This is a genomic window from Olleya sp. NP1-10, assembly GCF_055804415.1.
Genome location: NZ_CM147840.1, coordinates 388,090 through 408,656, shown reverse-complemented (window position 1 = coordinate 408,656; position 20,567 = coordinate 388,090). Strand labels below are relative to the sequence as shown.

Genomic DNA, 20,567 nt, shown 5'->3' with positions numbered 1-20,567 from the left:
TTGTTTTCATATTAATGCGCCTCCAACCAATTTAAACCAGTATCCACCTCAACATCTAATGGCACTTCCATTTTAAAGGCGTTTTCCATTTCGGTTTTAATTAAAGTGGTCATTTCCTCAAGCTCTGGTTTGTAGACATCAAAGACCAATTCATCATGCACTTGTAGTAACATTTTGGTTTTATAATTACCAGCGTCTAGTTTGTTGTAGATATTTATCATGGCAATTTTAATAATATCTGCAGCACTACCTTGTATTGGTGCATTTACAGCATTACGCTCGGCAGCACTACGTACCATAGCGTTTCTAGAATTAATATCTTTTAGGTAACGACGTCTTTCTAAAATGGTTTTCACGTAGCCATTATCGCGTGCAAAATCTACTTGCTCGCTCATGTATTTTTTAAGTTTTGGGTAGGTTTCGTAATAGGTGTCAATAAGCTCTTTGGCTTCACCACGCGATAAATCAGTCTGGTTACTTAATCCAAAAGCAGACACACCATACACAATACCAAAGTTTACAGTTTTGGCATTGCTACGTTGTTCTCTGGTAACGTCCTCAATTGGCACACCAAATACTTTAGAAGCTGTAGAGGCGTGAATATCTTCGCCATTTTTAAAGGCTTCAATCATGGTTTCCTCTTTACTTAAAGCTGCAATAATACGTAGTTCTATCTGGCTATAATCGGCAGCCAGTAAGGTGTAGTCTTCATTACGAGGGATAAACGCTTTACGGACTTGACGTCCACGTTCTGTACGTATCGGAATATTCTGTAAGTTAGGATTATTACTACTTAAACGTCCTGTAGCAGCAACGGTTTGCATATAGTCTGTATGTACACGTCCAGTGGCTTCTTCCACTTGAAGTGGTAAAGCATCTACATACGTACTTTTTAATTTTGCAAGTCCACGATATTCTAAAATATTACGGATAATCTCGTGGTCTTTGGCTAAGGCAGATAAAATATCTTCGCCTGTTTTATATTGTCCGGTTTTGGTCTTTTTAGGCTTATCGACAAGCTTCAATTTTTCAAATAAAATAATACCTAACTGTTTTGGTGAGGCAATATTAAATTCTTCTCCAGCAACCTCGTAAATTTTAGTTACTAAAGCATCAATATCTTTGTTTAAATCTTCAGATAAAGACTGTAAAAAATCTTTGTCTAAGTTTATACCTTCTAGTTCCATAGCAGCTAAAACACGTAGTAATGGCACTTCTATGTCTGTAAATAACTTTTGTGTGTTGGCTTCGCCTAATTCTTTTTCAAAATGTTCTTTTAGTTGCAAGGTAATATCTGCATCTTCAACCGCATATTCGGTTTGTTTGTCTAACGGAACATCACGCATTGACAATTGGTTTTTTCCTTTTTTACCAATCAATTCTGTGATTGCAATTGGTGTGTAATTTAAGTAGGTTTCGGCTAAAATATCCATATTGTGTCGCATGTCTGGATTTATTAAATAATGCGCTAACATGGTATCAAATAAAGGACCTTTAACTTGTACGTTGTACTTGGCTAAAACCTTAATGTCATATTTTAAATTCTGTCCAATTTTCTGGATAGTTTCACTTTCAAAAAATGGTCTAAGCGTTTCGATTAGGTCTTGCGCTTCGGTTTTGTCCTCAGGAAACGGAAGGTAAAAACCTTTACCAACTTCCCATGAAAATGAAATCCCAACTAACTCTGCAATTAAAGGGTTTAAACCTGTGGTTTCGGTATCAAAACACACGCTAGTTTGACTCATTAAATTTTTAATGAATAGTTTGGTTGCCATTCCTGGTAAGATGCTTTGGTAAAAATGAGAGGTGTTTTCGGCAGTTTTTCTAACAAATGCATCAGTTTCTGTTGTTGCTGTTGCAGAATTTGGGTCGCCTCCAAATAAATTGAACTGTCCAGCTCCTGCGCTTTCAGCTTCCTTAGGCGTTACTTTTGGCGTTTTTTCTGCGGAAGCTTTATTGGCAAGAGAAGTGGCTTCTGCACCTGAGGTAAATGTTTTTGTAAAATTATCTATTAAGCGTCTAAATTCTAATTTTTGAAAAATCTCAGTAACTTTTGGGATGTCTGGTTGGTCAAGCTCAAAATCTTTAGCATTAAACGTCACAGGAACATCCAACATGATTGTGGCTAATTTTTTAGATAATAAACCAAGTTCTTGATTGGCTTCAATCTTTTCTTTCATTTTACCTTTAAGCTCATGTGAGTTTGCAAAAAGGTTTTCCATGCTACCATAAGCTGCCAAGAATTTTTTAGCAGTTTTTTCTCCAACACCAGGTAATCCAGGAATATTATCGCTGGCATCTCCCATCATCCCTAAATAGTCAATGACTTGTAAAGGATCTGTGACTTCAAATTTTTTCTGTACTTCTGGGATTCCCCAAGTTTCATAACCACCACCAAAAACAGGTCTGTACATAAAAATGTTATCGCTTACCAATTGCGCAAAATCTTTATCAGGCGTTACCATAAAGGTTTGGTAGCCTTCTTTTTCGGCTTGTTTGGCTAGTGTGCCGATAACATCATCAGCCTCAAATCCCTCCTTAAAAATAATTGGAATATGCATGGCTTTTAAAATCTCCATAATGTAAGGTACAGCAGTTTTGATGCCTTCAGGAGTTTCGTCACGATTGGCTTTGTAGGCTTCAAACATTTCGACTCGGTCTGCACTTCCTCCTTTGTCAAAACAGACTGCTAAATGATCAGGGCGTTCTCGTTTTATGACATCTAATAACGAGTTCATGAAACCCATTATGGCAGAGGTGTCTTCTCCTTTGGAGTTTATTCTTGGATTTTTAATAAAGGCATAATAACCTCTGAAAATTAAAGCGTAAGCATCGACTAAAAAGACACGTTTATTATCTGACATAATTGTAATTTTGATAGAATATCAAAATTACAAAACTTAACTCAGGTTTGCTTTAAATTTTATTAACATATAAGAGATTAAAAAGAGAAACATAAAAGTAGGTTTGTTGCGCTTCTCTTTATTATAAAACTATAATAATTATTTTTTAATTATTTTTTAATTATTTTTTTGTAAACTCTCCTTTGGTTGTTTTTACTATGACTAAGTATAAGCCAGGATTAATATTAGATAAATCTAATTTACTGTTGTTTTTAACCATCATGATACGTTTACCTAGTAAATTGTAAAGCTCTAAGCTTTTGATTTTTGTTGTACCAGTAACAATTATTGAATTGGTTGTTGGATTTGGGTAAATACCAATATTTTGAGATGTATTAAAATCTAAGGTGTTTAAAGTGCTACAATTTGTTGCAAAACTTGAAGCTGGGTCTTTGCTAAAGTTAGCATCTGCATACGCTACATCATCAACTTCAATACAGGTTAAAGAGGGGTTATTATTAGCAATGAAAAATGTCATGTTTGTGTTGTTTGTATTTTTAGCATTTAATTCTGCAAGTGTATTGTTTCCCTGACATCTTAACTGAACAAGATTAGTGTTGCTAGAAATATCTATAGTAGTTAAGTTATTATTCTGAACTCTTAATTGCTGTAAATTAGCATTGGAAGTTGTATTAATTGTTGTAAGAGCGTTGCTTTGTGCCCAAAAATGAGTTAATAACGTGTTGTTAGAAACATTTAAGGTGGTAATGTTGTTGTTTCTACAACGTATTTGAAGTAATTCAGTAAGTGTTGAAAGATTCAAGGTATTTAAATTGTTATACTCACAATCTAATCTGCTTATGTTTGTAAAAGCTTCTATTCCGGTTAGATCAGCAATATTTTTATTATCAACATTTAAAATCCCAGTTTTTGCAAGTGCATCAGCTGTAGAGATTTGCCCATTGACAATACCATCTGTGTCTATGCCTTGCGCGATAAGTTCAGTTTCAAAATTGCTGTCAGGTATAGATACTTGTGCAAATATTGGAAAGGCAAAAAGTAATAATAGGTAGGTCGTTTTTCTCATACTTTTTTTAAATATAAAAATACGATTTTAAATAATTGATATTCAATATTTATTTGAGTAATTATTGTTTTTATCAATAAATCTCATCTTGTTTATAATAAAGAGGTTAAGTAATAAAGGTAAAGTGTGAAATAACTACAGTATGTGATTGTTGTACCCTAAATACTTCTGCTAATCTACCTTGTAAATAAGAGTAATTAAGATTAGAAAGGTTAATTAACCTAAATAAATAAGGTTTTAATTTATGACATTTTAAGGTAAACCACTTGGTTGTTATGTATTTGATTTCTAGATATTTGTATTGTATTTCGAAATACCTATTAATCAATAATTTAAATAATAAAAATGTCAAATACTATACAATATAGTAGACAGTAAAAACCAAATAATTATGAGACTGATAAAAATTTTAACCATTGCAATAAGTTTAACAATGGTGACAACAGCAACAGCACAATTACAAGTGTTACAAAATGGAAACACGATACTAGGAGGAGGGAATTCATCTTTTCCATATGCTACTACAAAACTTTCGGTAAACGGTTCAACAAGTTTGAAAAGTAGTTTAGAAATTATGAATTTAAATAATACTAATTCCGGTTGGGGTGGACAGATAAGATTTACATCTAATAATCTTAGCGGAATTAATCATCTTATTGTTGATAATGGTGCACATGAGATGATTTTATTTCCAGGATATAGTCATAGTGATGCAGCGACTAGAAAAGTCACTCTTGCTGGAGCGTTGGATGTTTATGGTTACTCAAGCTTAGCAGGAGGAGGTTATTTTTCTGATATTAATTTAAAAGAAAATGTAACAAAATTAGAAGGTAGTTTAGATAAAATCCTGAAATTACAAGGTGTTAATTTTACTTGGAAAAAAGGTGTGACAAAAAAATCAGGGAAAGACCGTGTTGATATTACAGCAGGACTTCCAAAGGGTAAACAATTAGGTTTTATTGCTCAAGAAGTTGAAGCTGTAATACCGGAAATTGTTAATACAACAACTAGTGGCTATAAGTCTTTAGAATATCATACTATCACAGCTTTATTGGTTGAAGCTATGAAAGAACAACAATCACAAATTAAAACATTAGAGGCTCAGGTAACAGCTTTAACAGAAACATTAGAAAAACAGAGTAGTGATAGTTTTATTGAAGAAAATACAAGTGTTAGTTTGTCTCAAAACATACCAAATCCTTTTTCTACTTCAGCTAAAATTAATTATTCTTTACCAGAATCTTATGGAAATGCTGTTTTAATGATTAGTGACTTGCAAGGAAAAGCACTTAGATCAATAGCTTTAAAAGCAGGAATAGATCAAGTTTTAGAAATTTCTTCAGAAAAATTCCAAAACGGAATATATCTGTATAGTATGATTGTTAAAGGAAAGGTGCTTAAAACTAGACGTTTTGTAATTTCTAAATAAAATAGATATGAAAACTAAAATTTTTAATGTATTATTTTTTTGTTTTTTAGGAACTCATCTAATATCAGCACAAAGTGAAAACTCAGACTTTATATCTTTTGAAGTAGCTAATAAGGTTGCAGAAATATGGATGAATGCTAAAGGGTATGAGAAAACAGTAGATCAATCAGCATCGTTTACAAATGTTGAAATAGAAATTGGTAAATCATTAAGCTTATATGTGCTTAATTTTAATGAAGGAGGCTTTGCAATTGTACCTGCAACTAAAAAGGTTATTCCTGTGTTGGCTTATAATGATAAATTGCTTTTTAATAGCGATAGAAGAATTGAAGGTGCGCAACATTTTTTGAAAGCTTATAATGAGGCTATTACTATTCATCTCGATACAGATACAGCAATGGAATTAGCTAACGAGCAATGGGAAACTCTTTTAACGACTTATAGTATTGCAGATTGTACAGGTCAAAGTACCTTATATCCATCATTATTGGAGCAATACTGAACTTCTAGATGGGCTGGTTGGACTAATATTTATGACTGCGTTACACCATTATCTCCTTTAGCTCCAAATGCATTAGATTTTAATGATGGCATTGGTGGTACCTGTGTTCCGACTGCATTAAGTCAGATATGCGCTTTTTTAGACATCCTTTTGTAGGAGTTGGTACAGGTAGCCATACAATGGCTATTGGAAGTGCTGTGGGACAAACGGTTAGTTCTGATTTTTCAAGTCAAGCTTTTGATTATGATCTTATGCCTTATGCTTTGCAACGTCAAGGTCCAGCAGATGGATATGGAAACAGCTCTTCTAACGATTGGTTACACTTTACCGAAGAGTGCTCTGATGAAAGAAATGAAGTTGGGTTTTTAACTTTTAATTTAGGAGTGGCAGCCAGAATGAACTGGTATTCAGGAGGGACTTTTGGAAGTGCTGCTAATTGGGCTCAAGATTTAGTAGACCATTTTGATTATGTATGGAATCCTAGTACAGACTATGTGACGACTAGTTCTCCTGCTTTATTTAAAAGTAGATTAAGAAACTCTTTGGATAATGAAAGACCAGTTTTAGCTGCAGGTTTTAATAATGGAGGTGGTCATTGTTTTTTGTATACAGGATATGAGTGTGATAATTATTTTTATGCAAGTTTAGGTTTTGGTGGTAATTCTGATGGATTCTATTATATTTTTACTACAGATGCAAATGGTAATTATCAAAATACATCTTATACTAATTCTCAAAATTGTGCTACAAATATTAGACCTAATTGTGATTTGCCAAGTTATTATCAAGTACCTACTATTACATATGCTAATAATAGTGCAATTGTAGAACAAGCTTTAATAGATTTGACTGTAGCAGGATTAGGTGCTTCTGTGCAACTAGATAGTGGAGCTGAAGTCTTTTTTATTGGAGGAAATTCTGTCACTTTAAATGCTGGTACAAATGTCGATTTAGGTGCTCAATTACATGTAAATATAGAAGATTGTAATGGACCTAATTAAAGTTGAGATAATCTTAATCTTTTAAAAAAAACTAAATACTCACCAAATGGTGAGTATTTTTTTTGCTCTAATAATTTTGATATGGGTTGAATAACCTATTTGAATTGAGGTGTATGGTCTTTATTATTAGGGTTTTTTACTCTACAGTTTTAAAGGAGTAAGTCCCGAAATTTGTTTTAACAAACAGGGAACCGAAAACTGTAACATAGAGTAGGATTTAAATTATAATTATGAAAACAATTAATCAATTATTAGAATTTATCAATTACTCTAATACCACTCAATTAGAGTTTTTTGCAGATGGAGATAAAAAAGGTATAGGGGCTACTAGTGCTAAACGTATTAAAGAAGTACAGTTGCAGCTTGAAACGCAATTGTTTACTTCTATTGATCAGGTTTCTTCTATTAAAGGTATTGGAGAAGATAAAATAAAAGATATGTTATCTGCTGTTGAAAAGATGACTGAAAAGAAAACTTTAATTAAATCTAAAACCGTTTACGCTTTTAAAGGGGAAGTACCAACTTTTGAAAAATTTAAAGATCAAATACAATTAGTACCTACTAAATTAGAACCTGAAGAATCTGAAGAGAAGAGTTATTTTTTATATTACGATAAAAGCTTAAATAAAAAACAAGTTTTAAAAACATTAGAAACTTATATGGGTTTTACTAATAGCTGGTTAGATGAGTGGTGTGTTATTCAAGGAGATAATGGAACGTTTTTATCTGCAGATCCTGCAACAGGAGTGGTTAAATTTGTATCTCAAATAGGAACTGAAGGGAAGGAGTATTTTAAAATTTCAACTAATTTTAATTCGCATGCTAATTTTGATCCTAATTATCAAACAGGTAATACAGATGTGCAAAAATATTCTTTTTTATATGCGCTTTTAAAATGTCAAGCAGATCCAAACCAAACTTATAGTAGTCCATTGTCTTCTTTATATATTGATTATTCAAGTAGAGAATTAAAATACGGTGTTGCATCCAATACAGTTAATCATCCTCATCATTTTGATATTTACGGGATATTAGGTCAGCCTTCTTGGATCAGTGGTGAAAATCCGTTTAGAAGTTTTACTTTGATGACTTACTTTAATAATAGTGTACTTAATCCTGATCAAAGAGTTTTTGTTAGTCAAGAAGGATCTAGTTTAAAGGGTTTAGTCGGAAATGACGTTGGGTGGCTTTTCAAAAACTGGTTTAGATATGTAGATGTGGTAGAAGATATCTGTATTAAAGCTAGGTATGAAACAGATGCTTATAGAAATATGCATTTAGCAGTTAATTCAAATAATGGTGTATCGTTTAATCATATTCATACTTGGCAAAACATTCCTAATAATACAAAATTTGATATGTTGGTGTTTTATGGAAATTGGGGAGATAGAAAAGGGATAGTGACAAAAGTATTTTTAGATCAAAAGAGAATCATAAGTTTTTATCGGTAGATGTTAATAATAATGTGAGTTGTAATAGTTCAACTATGGGTGATAATGAATCATTTTTTATAGAACAAGGTTGGGGTACAGCTATAGATGATGTTTTATTAAAAACATATCATGGTAAATATTTTTATCATTATCAATCGCATGCAGTATCAGGTACTGTAACTCCAGTTACAGCAGAACAAATGACAATTGTGATTCCTTAATTATATTTGATTTATTTCAATTATTAAAAAAAGCCCATCTAAAATATAATTTAGATGGGCTTTTATAGTGGTTATTTAGGATTTAAATCAATTGTTTTTGGTGAGAATTGTGAATTTTATAAATTACTCCGTATACCCATTTTTAAGGGCATATACCGCTAAGCCAACTCTAGTTTTAAGTTCTAATTTTTCAAATAAACTATCTCTATAATTTTCAACAGTTCTAGGGCTACAAAACATTTTTTCTGAAATCTCTTTATAAGTCATTTCTGTAATAGTGTACTTAAGAAACTCGGTTTCACGATCGGAAATTTTAATTTTTAATTTAGCATCAATAGCATCGTCACTTATGCTTGTAAAAATTTTACTTGCTGCCCATTCAGGAAAATAATGCCCTTTATTTGCAATTGTATTTAGCGCTATTTCAAGCTCTGTTGGGTGTACATTTTTTAACATATAGCCTTTAGCTCCATTTTTAATCATTTTAATTAGGCTATCATCATCATCTTGCATGCTTAATGCCATTATTAATACATTAGGATGTGTTTTTTTAAGCCATTTTGCAGTTTCAAAACCATCCATAATAGGCATGCTAATATCTAATAGTACCAAATCTGGTACAGGATGTTTTTCTTTTAATTTATCCTGAAAATCTTGACCATTTTCACAAACATATAAAACTTCAAATTGATTAAAATTAGATATTATACCGCTTAATGCATTTGCTATTAAAACATGGTCGTCTATAATTACTATACTACGTTTCATTTGATAGGAATTTCTATGGTTAATGTTGTTCCTTTTTGATCCAGGCTTTCTAGATTATATTGACCACCAATTAATTCGGTTCTCTTTTTTATGTTTTTTAACCCAATCCCTTCGGAATTTAATACACTTGTATTAAAACCTTTTCCGTCGTCTTTTAGAATTAAAACCAATGTGTTGTCTGTATCTTTTAATAATACAAAGATGTTTTCACAATTAGCATGCTTGATACTATTCTGTAAAAACTCTTGAGTTATTCTAAATATAATACTTTTAATTTGATAGGATTCAATTTTGGTTTTTGAATATTTTGTGAAGTGAACCACACATTTTTTTAATGCGTTAATTTTTTTGCATTCATTCTCTATTAATTCAGAAATTGAATGGAGTTCTATTGAATTGTCAGTTAAAGATTTGGATAGTTTTCTTAATTCAGAGAGTGATTCGTTAATAATGCCTCCAATATTTTCAATACATTGATTAACCTGAGGTGCTTTATTTTCAAAAGCTAATTGTTGAGTGTATAAACTAGCAAGTGTTAATTTTTGACCTATATTATCGTGTATCTCTCGTCCAATATGTTGCATGGTCTGCATTTGTATTTCGACTTGAGTTTCAAGAAGCTCTTTTTTGTGAGTCTCGTCAATAGTTTCTATTTGTTTTAAATGAGCTTTCTTTTTTATTCGATATTCCCGAATAAAAATTATGATTCCAGTAATGAAAGCTAGAAAAATGATGTTAAATAAAACTAAGGATGTTATGATTGAGTTTTCCCCCATATGAATGAAGCTGAAAATAATAAATACATAATACAATTAGAAATTAAAAAATATAAATAATAATAATTCCAAATGGTTGTTAAAGATTTTGATAAATAATCATAAAAAGAAAAAAGTGGATATGTGCCTATATAAAAGAATATGACTCCTAAATTTATGTAAAACATCTTGTTTTCTTTAAATTTTAATATATCATCGTTTTTTATTTGTTTCAAAAATTCTAAAACGACTAATATTGATAGTAATATTGTTCCAATAGTTAAGTTTAATGAATAGACTACATTTATTTTATCTACTTTTAGTGTTAAAGGAATGAATGAAATAAAATAGAATATCAAGCAAATTAGAAACATTTTTTTATTCTTTAAAGATTTTAGCGCATATAACCAGAATAAGAATATGTATTGAATAGGAATGCCAAAAAATAAATAGTAGTCTTGTTTTCTAATAACTGCTAACGAAGTGTTAAATTTCCAAAAAAACTCTTGAATAAAAATAAATACTAAGTAAATAGTTAAGAATCTCCAATAGCTGTGTTTTAATCTTTTAAAATATATAATAGCAACTAGGGCAGAGAAAAACTCTATCCCTAGTAATATATCACCTAAAAAAGAATAATATTCTAACATATTTTAAATAAATAACCCTGATGTATTACCTGGAGGAATTAAACTTCCATGGTTTTGTGCTCCAGTTAATTGGTTTTGAGACGATTTTGTCAAAGGTAAAGATGCGATTGGTCCACTATAGTTAGCAGGTATCCCTTCTTCTAAGGTTTCAATTTCTAGAGGATTAAAATCGATGTTAGGACTGTTTTCATTTTTCCTGTAGGTAGGTATTGCAATAAGGGTATGATGTTTTGCATATTTTGTAGGTACAGTATTTAAATCACTGTATTGACTTGGTAACTCATCTGGATAACGAGAATAATAGAAACGTAGCCCTAAGTTTTCGGGGTTTATACTGTTATTATTTTTTAAGGCTTCATGTTCTATATGATAAATAAACTTTTTAAGAATTTTTAAATCAAACCATATAGAGTAAGCATCGTTTATATTTTCAGCTGCATTTATATGAACTAATTGATTTTTCCTGTAGCCATAAACCATATCTCTAATTAAGTCCATTTCTAGTGTGTTCATATTTTCATCAGAATAATCCATGCATATTTTATCGTTTATGCTTGATTCAGGTACTGAAGGCTCACTGATTGATATTGTCCTTTGGTTAGGAGGATTTTTAAAAACATAAATACCAAAGGCTATAATTGTAATAATTAATAAAATGGTTGAAATCATAATTTGTTTTTTTAAATATAAGTGGTTGGTTGTTAAAATACTATGCAAATAAACAATTAGATTGTTATATTCAAAAAAGTATTAAACCTATTTTAAAGGGTTAAATGACCTAAAAAACAGAATCGCTTCAATAAGTCACACCTTGTTTGTCCAAAACGGTTTTAGTTCTGAAAGCAAAAAACAATAGATAAGCAAAGCATAAAACAGCAACAATATACGATTGTTGTATACCAAACACATCTGCCAATTTACCTTGTAAAGGTGGTATAATAGCACCTCCTAAAATCATCATGATTAAAAAGGCGGATCCTTGTGAGGTGTACTTTTTTAACCCTGCAATACTTAATGTAAATATACAAGGCCACATTATTGAACAAAATAAACCACCAGATAAAAATGCAAATAGTGCAACATTACCTGTGGTTACTAAACCGATAATAATTGCTAAAACACCAAAAAGGCTAAATATTTTTAAGGTTTTTACAGGATTGTCTTTTGCTAAAAAGAAACCTCCAATTTGTACAGCAATGCAAATGGCAAAAAATAAGATTTGATGGATGGAGTATTTACCAAAATTGACTAATAATATTACACCAAAAGCAATATAAGGTACAATAATTAGTAACCATTTTTTTAATCCTTTACTTGGGTTAAAAACGGTTATGGATCCAACCCAACGACCAACCATTAATCCTCCCCAATATAAAGATACAAAAGGGGCTATTTGAGCATCGTTTAAGGTTGGTAAACCTAACGTGTTAAGATTAGTTCCGTTAATAGACTGTTTTAATAATTCGCCTAAATTACTACCAACAGTTACTTCTACGCCAACGTAAGTAAAAATAGCTAGCATCCCTAATACTAATTGTGGGTATTTCATTGCTCCCCAACCTTCGGGTTGTTTTGCTGATCTTGAGTAAGCAAATAATAAGCAACCAATAACTGCAATTAGTGCGACAATTAATAAGGTTAATCTGATGTTTTCTGTGGTTGTTGAAGCGATTTGACTTCCTGTGTAAGTACTAAAAATATAACCAAAACAGCCAATAATTATTAATGTTAAAAATATCAGTAAATTTTTGGCTTTGTTAGCAGGTTCAAAAGCGGTTTCAGATTGTAGTGCTGGTAATTTTTTTGAAAAATGAAATAATGCAGCAGCAACTAAAAATAATACTCCTACACCAAGGTATAATGCTTGTACTGTGGTTAATTTAATTTGATTATTTTTAATCATGTCTGTTAATTCTTCTCCTGATATAGGTGCAGATCCAAAAATGATAAAAGCTACAACAATAGGTCCAATCATGGTTCCAAAAGAGTTAATACCACCTGCTAAATTTAATCTGTGAGAACCCGTTTTTGGATCACCTAAGGCAATTGCAAAAGGATTTGCTGAGGTTTGTTGTAGCGAAAATCCTAATCCAACAATAAATAAAGCAATCAGAACAAAATAAAACACACTAGTTTGTCCTTGTTCTGCTCCTGCAGTTGCTGGATACATAACAAATGCACCAACTGCAGATAGTAATAGTCCATAAATAATTCCTTTTTTATATCCCCAAGCATTTAAAATGTCTTTTTTAATAGAACTTGATAAGATAAATAGCAACAAGGCTCCTATGTAGTAAGCACCATAAAAAGCAAAGTCTACTAGTTGAGATTGGAATTGATCTATATTAAAATAAGTTTTTGAAAACGGAATAAAAACCCCGTTTGATGCAGCTATAAATCCCCAAAAAAAGAAGACTGTGACTAAAGTGGCTAAAGCTGATTTATTGTTTTGGTTGTTCATTTAGTTAATTTTTATTTGTCTAAATATAGACATAAATCTGTTTTGATTAATAATACTTGTTACTCATTTAAATAGTAACATCAATCAATAAATCTGATTTTAGTAATTTAACGTTTAACAATATAATAAGATTTTTAAATTTTGTAATCGCTAATTTTGCATACAAATTAGACTATGACGCGTTTTATTATACTTGCAATTATATATGTTGTTTTTACTGTTTATGGCTATCAAGCCATTAAAACAGTGTTTAAAGCTAGTTGGATACACTATTTGTTTTTTGCTGTAGCCTTTTTAGTAGCTGCTAATATTGTTTATCAATTTTCTACACCAGGTGAGGGTCGTGTGATTTCAGGAGGGAGAGCTTATGCGATTGGTTTTATGTTATCTTTTATGGCTTTTAATTTAGTGATTACTCCGTTGTTGATTGGAGAAGATATTATACGATCATTTATTGCTTTATATGATAGGTTTTTTATTACTAAGGAGTCGTTATACTTGCCTTCAAGACGTAAATTTATTAGTCAAGTTGCATTAGGTTTAGCAGCTATCCCTTTTTCTGGTTTGTTATACGGAATGTATAAAGGTCGCTATAACTATAAAGTACTAAAATATACCTTGCATTTTGAAGATTTACCAGAGGCTTTTGATGGTTATAAATTAACTCACATAAGTGATATTCATTCTGGGAGTTTTGATAATAAAGAAAAAATTAATTATGCAGTAGATTTAGTTAACCAACAGCAAGGAGATGCTATTTTATTTACTGGAGATTTAGTTAATAATAAGGCGTCAGAAATGTATGACTGGAAAGATACCTTTGCTAAGTTAAATGCTAAAGATGGTGTGTTTTCTGTGCTTGGTAATCATGATTATGGTGATTATGTAGATTGGGAGACCGAACAAGAAAAGCAAGCAAATTTAGACGAGTTAATTACCATCCAAAAGGACATGGGTTTTGATTTGTTATTAAATGAAAATCGTTACATCGAAAAAAATGGACAACGTTTAGCCTTAATTGGTGTCGAAAACTGGGGAAAAGGTGGTTTTAAAAAAGCAGGTGATTTAGACAAAGCTTCAGCATCAATACAATCTGATGATTTTAAAATATTAATGTCTCATGATCCTTCTCATTGGGATGAAAAAGTTATTTCACACAAAGATCATTATCATTTAACTTTAAGTGGTCACACGCATGGTATGCAATTTGGAATTGAAATTCCTGGTTGGATAAAATGGAGCCCTGTAAAATGGCGTTATAAGCATTGGGCTGGAATCTATCAAGATAAAGGACAATATATAAATGTAAACAGAGGATTTGGTTATCTAGCCTATCCAGGGCGTTTAGGTATTTGGCCTGAAATAACTCTTATCGAACTTAAAAAAGGTAAGCAAGTAGCTTAATTTAATCTAAATGTTATATTTTAGTAACACACTGTAACTTAAATACATTTATATGTCAAAATTTGGAGAATTAATAGATGTTGATGTTCCTGTCTTGCTAGATTTTTTTGCAGAATGGAGTGATTCATCTAAAGCCATGCATCCTATACTGCGTGATGTAGCAGTAGCGTTAGGTAATCAGGCTAAAATTATTAAAATTGATATAGATAAAAATAAAGTATTATCTGAGGCTTTAAGAGTTAAAGGTTTGCCAACTTTAATTATTTATAAAAATGGCGAAATGAAATGGCGTCACAGTGGTGATCAAGAGGCTAGTGCTTTAATAACTATCTTAAAAGAATTTATTTAAAGCGATTTAAACTGATAGCCTTTTTTACTAAAATGATCTAGCATTTTAGGTAATGCATATTGCATGTTTTTTGAAGCTTTAACGCTATCATGAAACACCACAATACTTCCCGATGAGGTGTTTTTAAGTACATTTTTTAAGCACTTTTCTTGACTTACATTAACTTCCCAATCGTAAGATAATACACTCCACATAATAATTTTATAACCTTTATTAATAAGTGCTTTAGCTTGCTTGCGTTTAATTTTACCAAATGGTGGTCTAAATAAATGTTTCTGTTTTGGGTTAATTACTTCTTGTGCTTTTTCGGTATTATCAATATAATCTTCTGTGTTTGTATTCCAGCCTTTAAGGTGATTGAAAGTGTGATTACCTATAGTATGTCCTTCCTTATTAAGATTGTCAAAAATAGTAGGGTGTTTTTTGACGTTATCTCCAATGCAAAAAAACGTAGCTTTTGCATTATAATGTTTTAGTGTGTCTAAAGTCCATTGTGTTATTTCAGGAGTTGGTCCATCATCAAAAGTTAAATAAATGGTTTTAGATAAAGACGCCTTTTTCCAAATGTAAGTTGGAAAAAGGCGTTGAATAAATTTTGGTGTTTTTACTGGAAAAAAAGGCATTTATTCGCTTTTAATAACAGTGTCTAACTGTTGTAATAAATCTTGATCTGTTCTGATAGGAGCAGTTTCAGCTTCTGGTTGACTATCATAGTATTGTTTGAACAATTCAAGATAGTTTGTAAAGGTCATAGACTCTTCTTTAGCAAACGTTTTATCATATTCTACCAAAACGTCTACTAACGCTTTATAACGTTCAATATCTGTAAGTATTTCAGTAAAATTATTGTCTTGATTATCTCTAGTTAATGTGCTATAGTATTTTAGGTTTTCTTGATATTTTATAGCTACATCTTTAAACAATTGTCTTGCTTTATCTTTATTTCCAACTTCGTAGTAAGCGCTAATAAAAGGTTCTAATAAAGTATAGAATCCAAACTTATCAACTGGCATGTTCTTCATTGCAATGTCAGCTATTTCTTCAGCTTTGTCTAATTGATCCTCGTTAATTAAAGCTTCAATAAGTCTAGCTAAATTACCTCTATAAGTAATCGAGTTTCGTCTGGTTTCTGGATCGTGATAAATCTTGTCGCTTCCACTATTTCCCCAATCCCAATTAATAACTTTATTATACATAAAATCTGTATCTAAGCGTCCCATGTCAAAAGGGTTAGCTTGAGCAACAGGAGTTTTTATAGGTACCAATTTGTAAACCATACCGTCTAATTGTAGGTAGTCTTTCATCCATATATAATCAGATTCGCTAAATGCACCTCCAGTAAAATATATAGGACGTTCCCAATTATTGCTAGCCACAATATCTAACATTAGTAATCGGTTTTTAGTTATTGCATTATCTGTGATTTTTACATCTAAATAATCTTCAATTAGATCTGCGTCTTTAGCTTTTACTATCTTGTTTTTTAATACAGATTGTTTATCAACTGGGACTCTAATATTTTCTACAGGAAAATAGTTAGTGTTTAAATACTGATCTGGATAGTTGCTAGGGTCTTCGCCTTCTTGAATTAATGCATAGCTAAGCTTTGTTTTAGGTTCATCACTAGATATAAAATTCATAAAAGTATTAATGTCTAAAGTGTCTTTAGATCTTAATCGCTTTATTAAGTAATCTCTAGTACCATGCTTGTACTTGTCATGTGTTAATTTAGAAGGAATTGGATCGCTTTCATAAGCCTTACGCTTCATTTGATCTATGTACCAATCTGTTTGAAATAAGCTAGTATTAACAACACGTACATCTGTACGATAGTTTTCAATTTCTTGAGCGTACCATAATGCAAAGGTGTCATTATCACCAATTGAAAATAGTATTCCGTTTTCACCACAAGAATCCAAATATTTTTTAGCCATAGCTAATGCAGTATATTTTCCTGATCTATCATGATCGTCCCAGTTTTGAGAGGCTAAAATAGCAGGTACTAATAATAAGCATATAAGTGAAACTGTAGGTGCTAATATTTTAGCAGATACATAGCTTTTTAATAAGTCAAAAATAGCATAGACACCTAATCCTATCCATAAAGCAAAAACGTAAAAGGATCCTACTACAGAGTAATCACGCTCTCTAGGCTCAAATGGTCTTACGTTTGTGTATACTTGTATGGCTAAACCTGTAAATAAGAAAAATACTAAGGTTACCCAAAATAGTTTTTTATCTTTATTAAATAAGAACACTAATCCTATTAATCCTAAAATAAAAGGGAAAAGGTAATACGTGTTTCGTCCTTTATTTTCTGCTACATCAGTAGGTAAATTGTCTTGAGATTGACCTAATAATATTTCGTCAAAAGCTTTTATACCAGTAATCCAGTTACCGTGTTGGTCATAGCGACCTTGAAGATCATCTTGACGACCAGAAAAATTCCACATAAAATACCTCCAATACATATAACCTAATTGGTATTCAAATAAATAAGATAGGTTAGTTGCTAATGATGGTTTTTCAATATTTATAAATTGACCAAACTGTTTTAAAAAGTTATGATAGTCTTCATAATCTATCATTCCTTTGTTTACATCACTTTTAAAATCAAGTATTGATTGAACAAGGCGTTGCTCTCCTTGATATTCAGGTTTCAAGCTAAAATCTAAAAAGCCTGTAAACAACATATAGTTTTCTGCATTTTCACCACTCCACATTCTTGGAAGGATGGAAGCTTGTTCAGAATTGTAATTTTGTCTAGCTTTTTTATACTGGTTAACTATTATATAAGTTCCGGTAGCTTCGTCTTTTTCGTATTTGGGTTTGTCATCTACATACGGTTCGTTTTCGTCTAAACCAGTGTACTGTTCAGTAAATAATGGACCGTAAAATAAGTGCGTTTCAGGATATTGCTCTAAGTTATAATACGCTAAAAGTTCTCTGGCACTAGATGGATTGTTTTCGTTAATCACAACATTAGCATTGGCTCTAATTGGTAGCATTAACCAAGTAGAAGATCCAATTAAAACAAATAACAAGCACAATATAGCAGTGTTATATGGGTACAGTTGTTTTTCTCTGGTGTATTTAAGTCCATAATAAAAGGCTGCAATTAATAAAATACCAGCAATTATAGATCCTGAATTAAAAGGAAGACCAATTTGATTTACAAAAAACAATTCTAAAGCACTAAAATACCTTAGTACATTAGGGAACATTAGTTTGAAAACAAATAATAAAACAGCAACCGAAACGATATTAGCAATAATGAAGTTTTTAACCGTAACTGTTTTGTAATTTTTAAAAAAGTAGATTAATCCAATTGCAGGAATAGTTAATAATCCCATAAAGTGAATACCAAAAGATAATCCAACAACAAAAGCAATTAATATTAACCATCTGTTACCTCTAGGTTGATGCATATCTTTTTCCCAACGCAATCCTAAGTAAAACATAACAGCCATAATTAAAGTAGCCATAGCATAAACTTCGGTTTCAACAGCATTAAACCAAAACGAATCTGTAAACGCAAAAGCTAAACTTCCAACAAAAGCACTTCCTAAAATGGCTATTTTTTGTCCTTTTTTTAATAATTCAGGGTTTCCAATTATTTTTTCTAATAATAAAATTATGGTCCAAAACATAAATAAAATAGCAAATGCACTAGACACAGCACTCATCATATTCATTAAAAAACCAATTTGTGAAGCATCAAAAGCAAACACTGAAAATACTGCTCCAAACATTTGGAACAAAGGTGCTCCTGGTGGGTGACCAACTTGAAGTTTTGAGGATGTAAGGATATATTCTCCAGCATCCCAATAGCTTACAGTAGGTTCGGCTGTTAAAGTGTAAGTAATAAGAGCAATTAAAAAAGCGAACCAACTTAAAATTAAGTTCCATTTTTTAAAGTTTAAAGACGTCATAAATTATTGGTTTATTATGTGAGGCGAATTTAGTAATTATTCTGTTACAGAAGTCGCTTTTATGCTAACGTTAGTTTTTTATTATTATTTTTTTAAAAAAATTTGCAAGTATTAATAATTGTCTTAAATTTGCATCCTCAATACGAGATTGGCCCATGGTGTAACTGGCTAACACATCGGTTTTTGGTACCGAAGAGTCTAGGTTCGAAACCTAGTGGGCCAACAAAAAAAGCTTCCTTTTTAAGGAAGCTTTTTTATTTTATGCTAGTTTTGAACTATATTTTAAATGTAACGACTGGTCTATTAGCGTGATGTACTAAATCTTCACTAATACTTCCGTTTAAAAAGTGAGAAATACCCTGTCTGCCATGTGTACTTATCCCGATTAAATCGGCATTAACAATCCTAGAAAAGTTTAAAATTCCTTTTTCAACAGTATTGTCGTTGTAAATATTTATTGTGTAATTGTCAAATGTAGTTTGTTCTGTAAATTCTAACATTCTAACTTTTGATGCTGCGGTAGTCGTAAAGTTACTAGGTGTATTTACATTTAGTAAATGTATTTTGGCGTCAAATAAATTGGCTAGCTTTATAGCTTGCAAGTAAGTTTCTTTATTGTCATTATTAAAGTCCGAAGCAAAAACAAATTCTTTAATATCAAAATGCTCGTGGGTATTTTTAATGACTAGAACTGGTATGTTAGAAGTACGTACTACCTTTTCTGTATTTGAGCCCACAAATAAATCCTTTTGCTGCTCTATGCCATGAGATCCCATTACAATTAAATCAACATCATATTTTTCACAAGCATCTAATATCCCTTTAGAAACTTCGTTAAATTCTACAGTTTCACTAATTGTAATATCTTTTAAATACTCATTATTGATTTCTGTTTCAAATTTTTTATGCGCCAATTTCATAAAAAATAGTGCTTCAGGGAGATTTTCAGGCGAAGCCATTTCTGTGCTTATTTGGTTTAATGGTAGCTCTATCATATGAAGTAAAATAATTTCGCAATCATATTTTTTTGCTAATTGTGCTGCAACTTTTAATGCGTTTTCGGCTTCTCCAGAAAAGTCTGTTGGGACTAGTAATTTTTTCATAATAAAGATTTAGTTGGTTTGTAAAGAACTTATTATAAAGTTAGTAATAAAAAATGACTTTTAAAAAGCTATGAAAATCAATAAAAAAATGTATATTTGCAGCGTTGATAGAGAAAAACGAAAATTGAGGGGACTAAAAGTCCCCTCTTTTTATACTTAGAAATGTTTATAGAAATAGTAAAAAAATTATTACAAGACGCCTTAACAGAACGCAATGATTTATTTTTAATAGATTTTAGTGTAGTAGGAAATAATGAGATTAAAATCATTATTGATGGAGATGAAGGTGTAAGGGTTGAAGATTGTATGTTTGTAAGTCGTGCAATAGAACATAACATAGATAGAGAAGAGCATGATTTTGCACTAGAAGTTATGTCTGCAGGAGCAGCTGCACCTTTGACCTTATCAAGACAATATCCAAAACATATTGGACGTAACTTGGGGGTTACAACTAATGATGGTAAATTTGAAGGGACTTTAACTGAAGTAAATGACGAAACATTTACCTTGCAATGGAAAGCCAGAGAGCCAAAACCTGTAGGTAAAGGTAAAGTGACAGTAAGTAAAACAGAAATAATTGCTTACAACAATGTTGTAGAAGCAAAAGTTATAATAAAATTTTAATTCAA

The 20,567-nt window shown here is 31.2% G+C and carries 18 protein-coding genes and 1 tRNA gene; 9 read left to right on the top strand and 10 right to left on the bottom strand.

The genetic code is table 11. From position 1 onward, the window contains the following. Positions 1-11: 11 nt before the first annotated feature. Entirely contained in the window at positions 12-2,864 is a 2,853-nt protein-coding gene (polA, locus tag AC0L4B_RS01895; RefSeq protein WP_473438310.1) for a DNA polymerase I, read from the bottom strand. Positions 2,865-3,024: 160 nt separating this feature from the next. After that, positions 3,025-3,930: a T9SS type A sorting domain-containing protein gene (locus AC0L4B_RS01890; protein ID WP_473438309.1), complete on the bottom strand. Its 906-nt coding sequence runs from the start codon at positions 3,928-3,930 to the stop codon at positions 3,025-3,027. 391 nt (positions 3,931-4,321) lie between these two features. On the opposite strand from AC0L4B_RS01890, the gene AC0L4B_RS01885 reads away from it, so the two are divergent. The 5 genes from AC0L4B_RS01885 (at position 4,322) to AC0L4B_RS01865 (ending at position 8,516) form a co-directional block, all read left to right on the top strand. Next, the gene (locus AC0L4B_RS01885) at positions 4,322-5,359 is read left to right on the top strand and encodes a tail fiber domain-containing protein (protein ID WP_473438308.1); all 1,038 of its coding nucleotides are present in this window, start codon (positions 4,322-4,324) and stop codon (positions 5,357-5,359) included. 7 nt (positions 5,360-5,366) lie between these two features. Next, the gene (locus AC0L4B_RS01880) at positions 5,367-5,861 is read left to right on the top strand and encodes a Spi family protease inhibitor (RefSeq protein ID WP_473438307.1); all 495 of its coding nucleotides are present in this window, start codon (positions 5,367-5,369) and stop codon (positions 5,859-5,861) included. A 128-nt stretch (positions 5,862-5,989) separates the two neighbouring features. Continuing rightward, positions 5,990-6,862 (top strand): C10 family peptidase, encoded by an 873-nt coding sequence (locus AC0L4B_RS01875; RefSeq protein ID WP_473438306.1) that lies wholly within the window; start codon positions 5,990-5,992, stop codon positions 6,860-6,862. A 230-nt stretch (positions 6,863-7,092) separates the two neighbouring features. Next, positions 7,093-8,313, top strand: coding sequence for a ComEA family DNA-binding protein (locus AC0L4B_RS01870; RefSeq protein ID WP_473438305.1), 1,221 nt, complete (start codon positions 7,093-7,095; stop codon positions 8,311-8,313). A gap of 35 nt (positions 8,314-8,348) precedes the next feature. Next, entirely contained in the window at positions 8,349-8,516 is a 168-nt protein-coding gene (locus tag AC0L4B_RS01865) for a hypothetical protein (RefSeq protein WP_473438304.1), read from the top strand. Between the two features lie 123 nt (positions 8,517-8,639). Here the strand turns inward: AC0L4B_RS01865 and AC0L4B_RS01860 are convergent, their stop codons facing one another. From AC0L4B_RS01860 to AC0L4B_RS01840, 5 genes are all read right to left on the bottom strand, one after another. Next, complete coding sequence (locus AC0L4B_RS01860; protein WP_473438303.1) at positions 8,640-9,284, bottom strand: response regulator transcription factor; 645 nt, start codon at positions 9,282-9,284, stop codon at positions 8,640-8,642. Then, positions 9,281-10,060, bottom strand: a complete 780-nt coding sequence (locus tag AC0L4B_RS01855) for a sensor histidine kinase (protein ID WP_473438302.1) — start codon at positions 10,058-10,060, stop codon at positions 9,281-9,283. The genes AC0L4B_RS01860 and AC0L4B_RS01855 overlap by 4 nt, the downstream gene beginning before the upstream one ends. Continuing rightward, positions 10,039-10,689 carry a hypothetical protein gene (locus AC0L4B_RS01850; RefSeq protein WP_473438301.1) on the bottom strand — a complete coding sequence of 217 codons (651 nt, stop codon included), beginning with the start codon at positions 10,687-10,689 and terminating at the stop codon, positions 10,039-10,041. Before AC0L4B_RS01850 ends, AC0L4B_RS01855 begins: the two co-directional genes overlap by 22 nt. Before the next feature lie 3 nt (positions 10,690-10,692). Next, positions 10,693-11,358, bottom strand: a complete 666-nt coding sequence (locus tag AC0L4B_RS01845) for a hypothetical protein (RefSeq protein WP_473438300.1) — start codon at positions 11,356-11,358, stop codon at positions 10,693-10,695. A 127-nt stretch (positions 11,359-11,485) separates the two neighbouring features. Then, positions 11,486-13,150, bottom strand: coding sequence for an MFS transporter (locus tag AC0L4B_RS01840; RefSeq protein ID WP_473438299.1), 1,665 nt, complete (start codon positions 13,148-13,150; stop codon positions 11,486-11,488). 174 nt (positions 13,151-13,324) lie between these two features. Between AC0L4B_RS01840 and AC0L4B_RS01835 the strand changes: the two genes are divergently transcribed. Together AC0L4B_RS01835 and AC0L4B_RS01830 are read left to right on the top strand one after the other, a co-directional pair. Continuing rightward, positions 13,325-14,554 carry a metallophosphoesterase gene (locus AC0L4B_RS01835; RefSeq protein ID WP_473438298.1) on the top strand — a complete coding sequence of 410 codons (1,230 nt, stop codon included), beginning with the start codon at positions 13,325-13,327 and terminating at the stop codon, positions 14,552-14,554. A gap of 52 nt (positions 14,555-14,606) precedes the next feature. Next, on the top strand, positions 14,607-14,903 hold the full coding sequence (locus tag AC0L4B_RS01830; RefSeq protein ID WP_473438297.1) for a thioredoxin family protein: 297 nt from the start codon (positions 14,607-14,609) through the stop codon (positions 14,901-14,903). Here AC0L4B_RS01830 and AC0L4B_RS01825 read toward each other — a convergent pair. Both AC0L4B_RS01825 and AC0L4B_RS01820 read right to left on the bottom strand, forming a co-directional pair. Then, positions 14,900-15,526, bottom strand: a complete 627-nt coding sequence (locus AC0L4B_RS01825) for a polysaccharide deacetylase family protein (protein ID WP_473438296.1) — start codon at positions 15,524-15,526, stop codon at positions 14,900-14,902. The genes AC0L4B_RS01830 and AC0L4B_RS01825 overlap by 4 nt on opposite strands. Beyond that, positions 15,527-18,835 carry a glycosyltransferase family 117 protein gene (locus tag AC0L4B_RS01820; protein WP_473438295.1) on the bottom strand — a complete coding sequence of 1,103 codons (3,309 nt, stop codon included), beginning with the start codon at positions 18,833-18,835 and terminating at the stop codon, positions 15,527-15,529. Positions 18,836-18,984: 149 nt separating this feature from the next. Between AC0L4B_RS01820 and AC0L4B_RS01815 the strand changes: the two genes are divergently transcribed. Further along, a tRNA-Gln gene (locus AC0L4B_RS01815) sits at positions 18,985-19,058 on the top strand. 52 nt (positions 19,059-19,110) lie between these two features. Here AC0L4B_RS01815 and AC0L4B_RS01810 read toward each other — a convergent pair. Beyond that, entirely contained in the window at positions 19,111-19,938 is an 828-nt protein-coding gene (locus AC0L4B_RS01810; protein WP_473438294.1) for a universal stress protein, read from the bottom strand. Positions 19,939-20,100: 162 nt separating this feature from the next. Between AC0L4B_RS01810 and rimP the strand changes: the two genes are divergently transcribed. Continuing rightward, positions 20,101-20,562, top strand: a complete 462-nt coding sequence (rimP, locus tag AC0L4B_RS01805; RefSeq protein ID WP_473438293.1) for a ribosome assembly cofactor RimP — start codon at positions 20,101-20,103, stop codon at positions 20,560-20,562. The last annotated feature ends 5 nt before the right edge of the window (positions 20,563-20,567 follow it).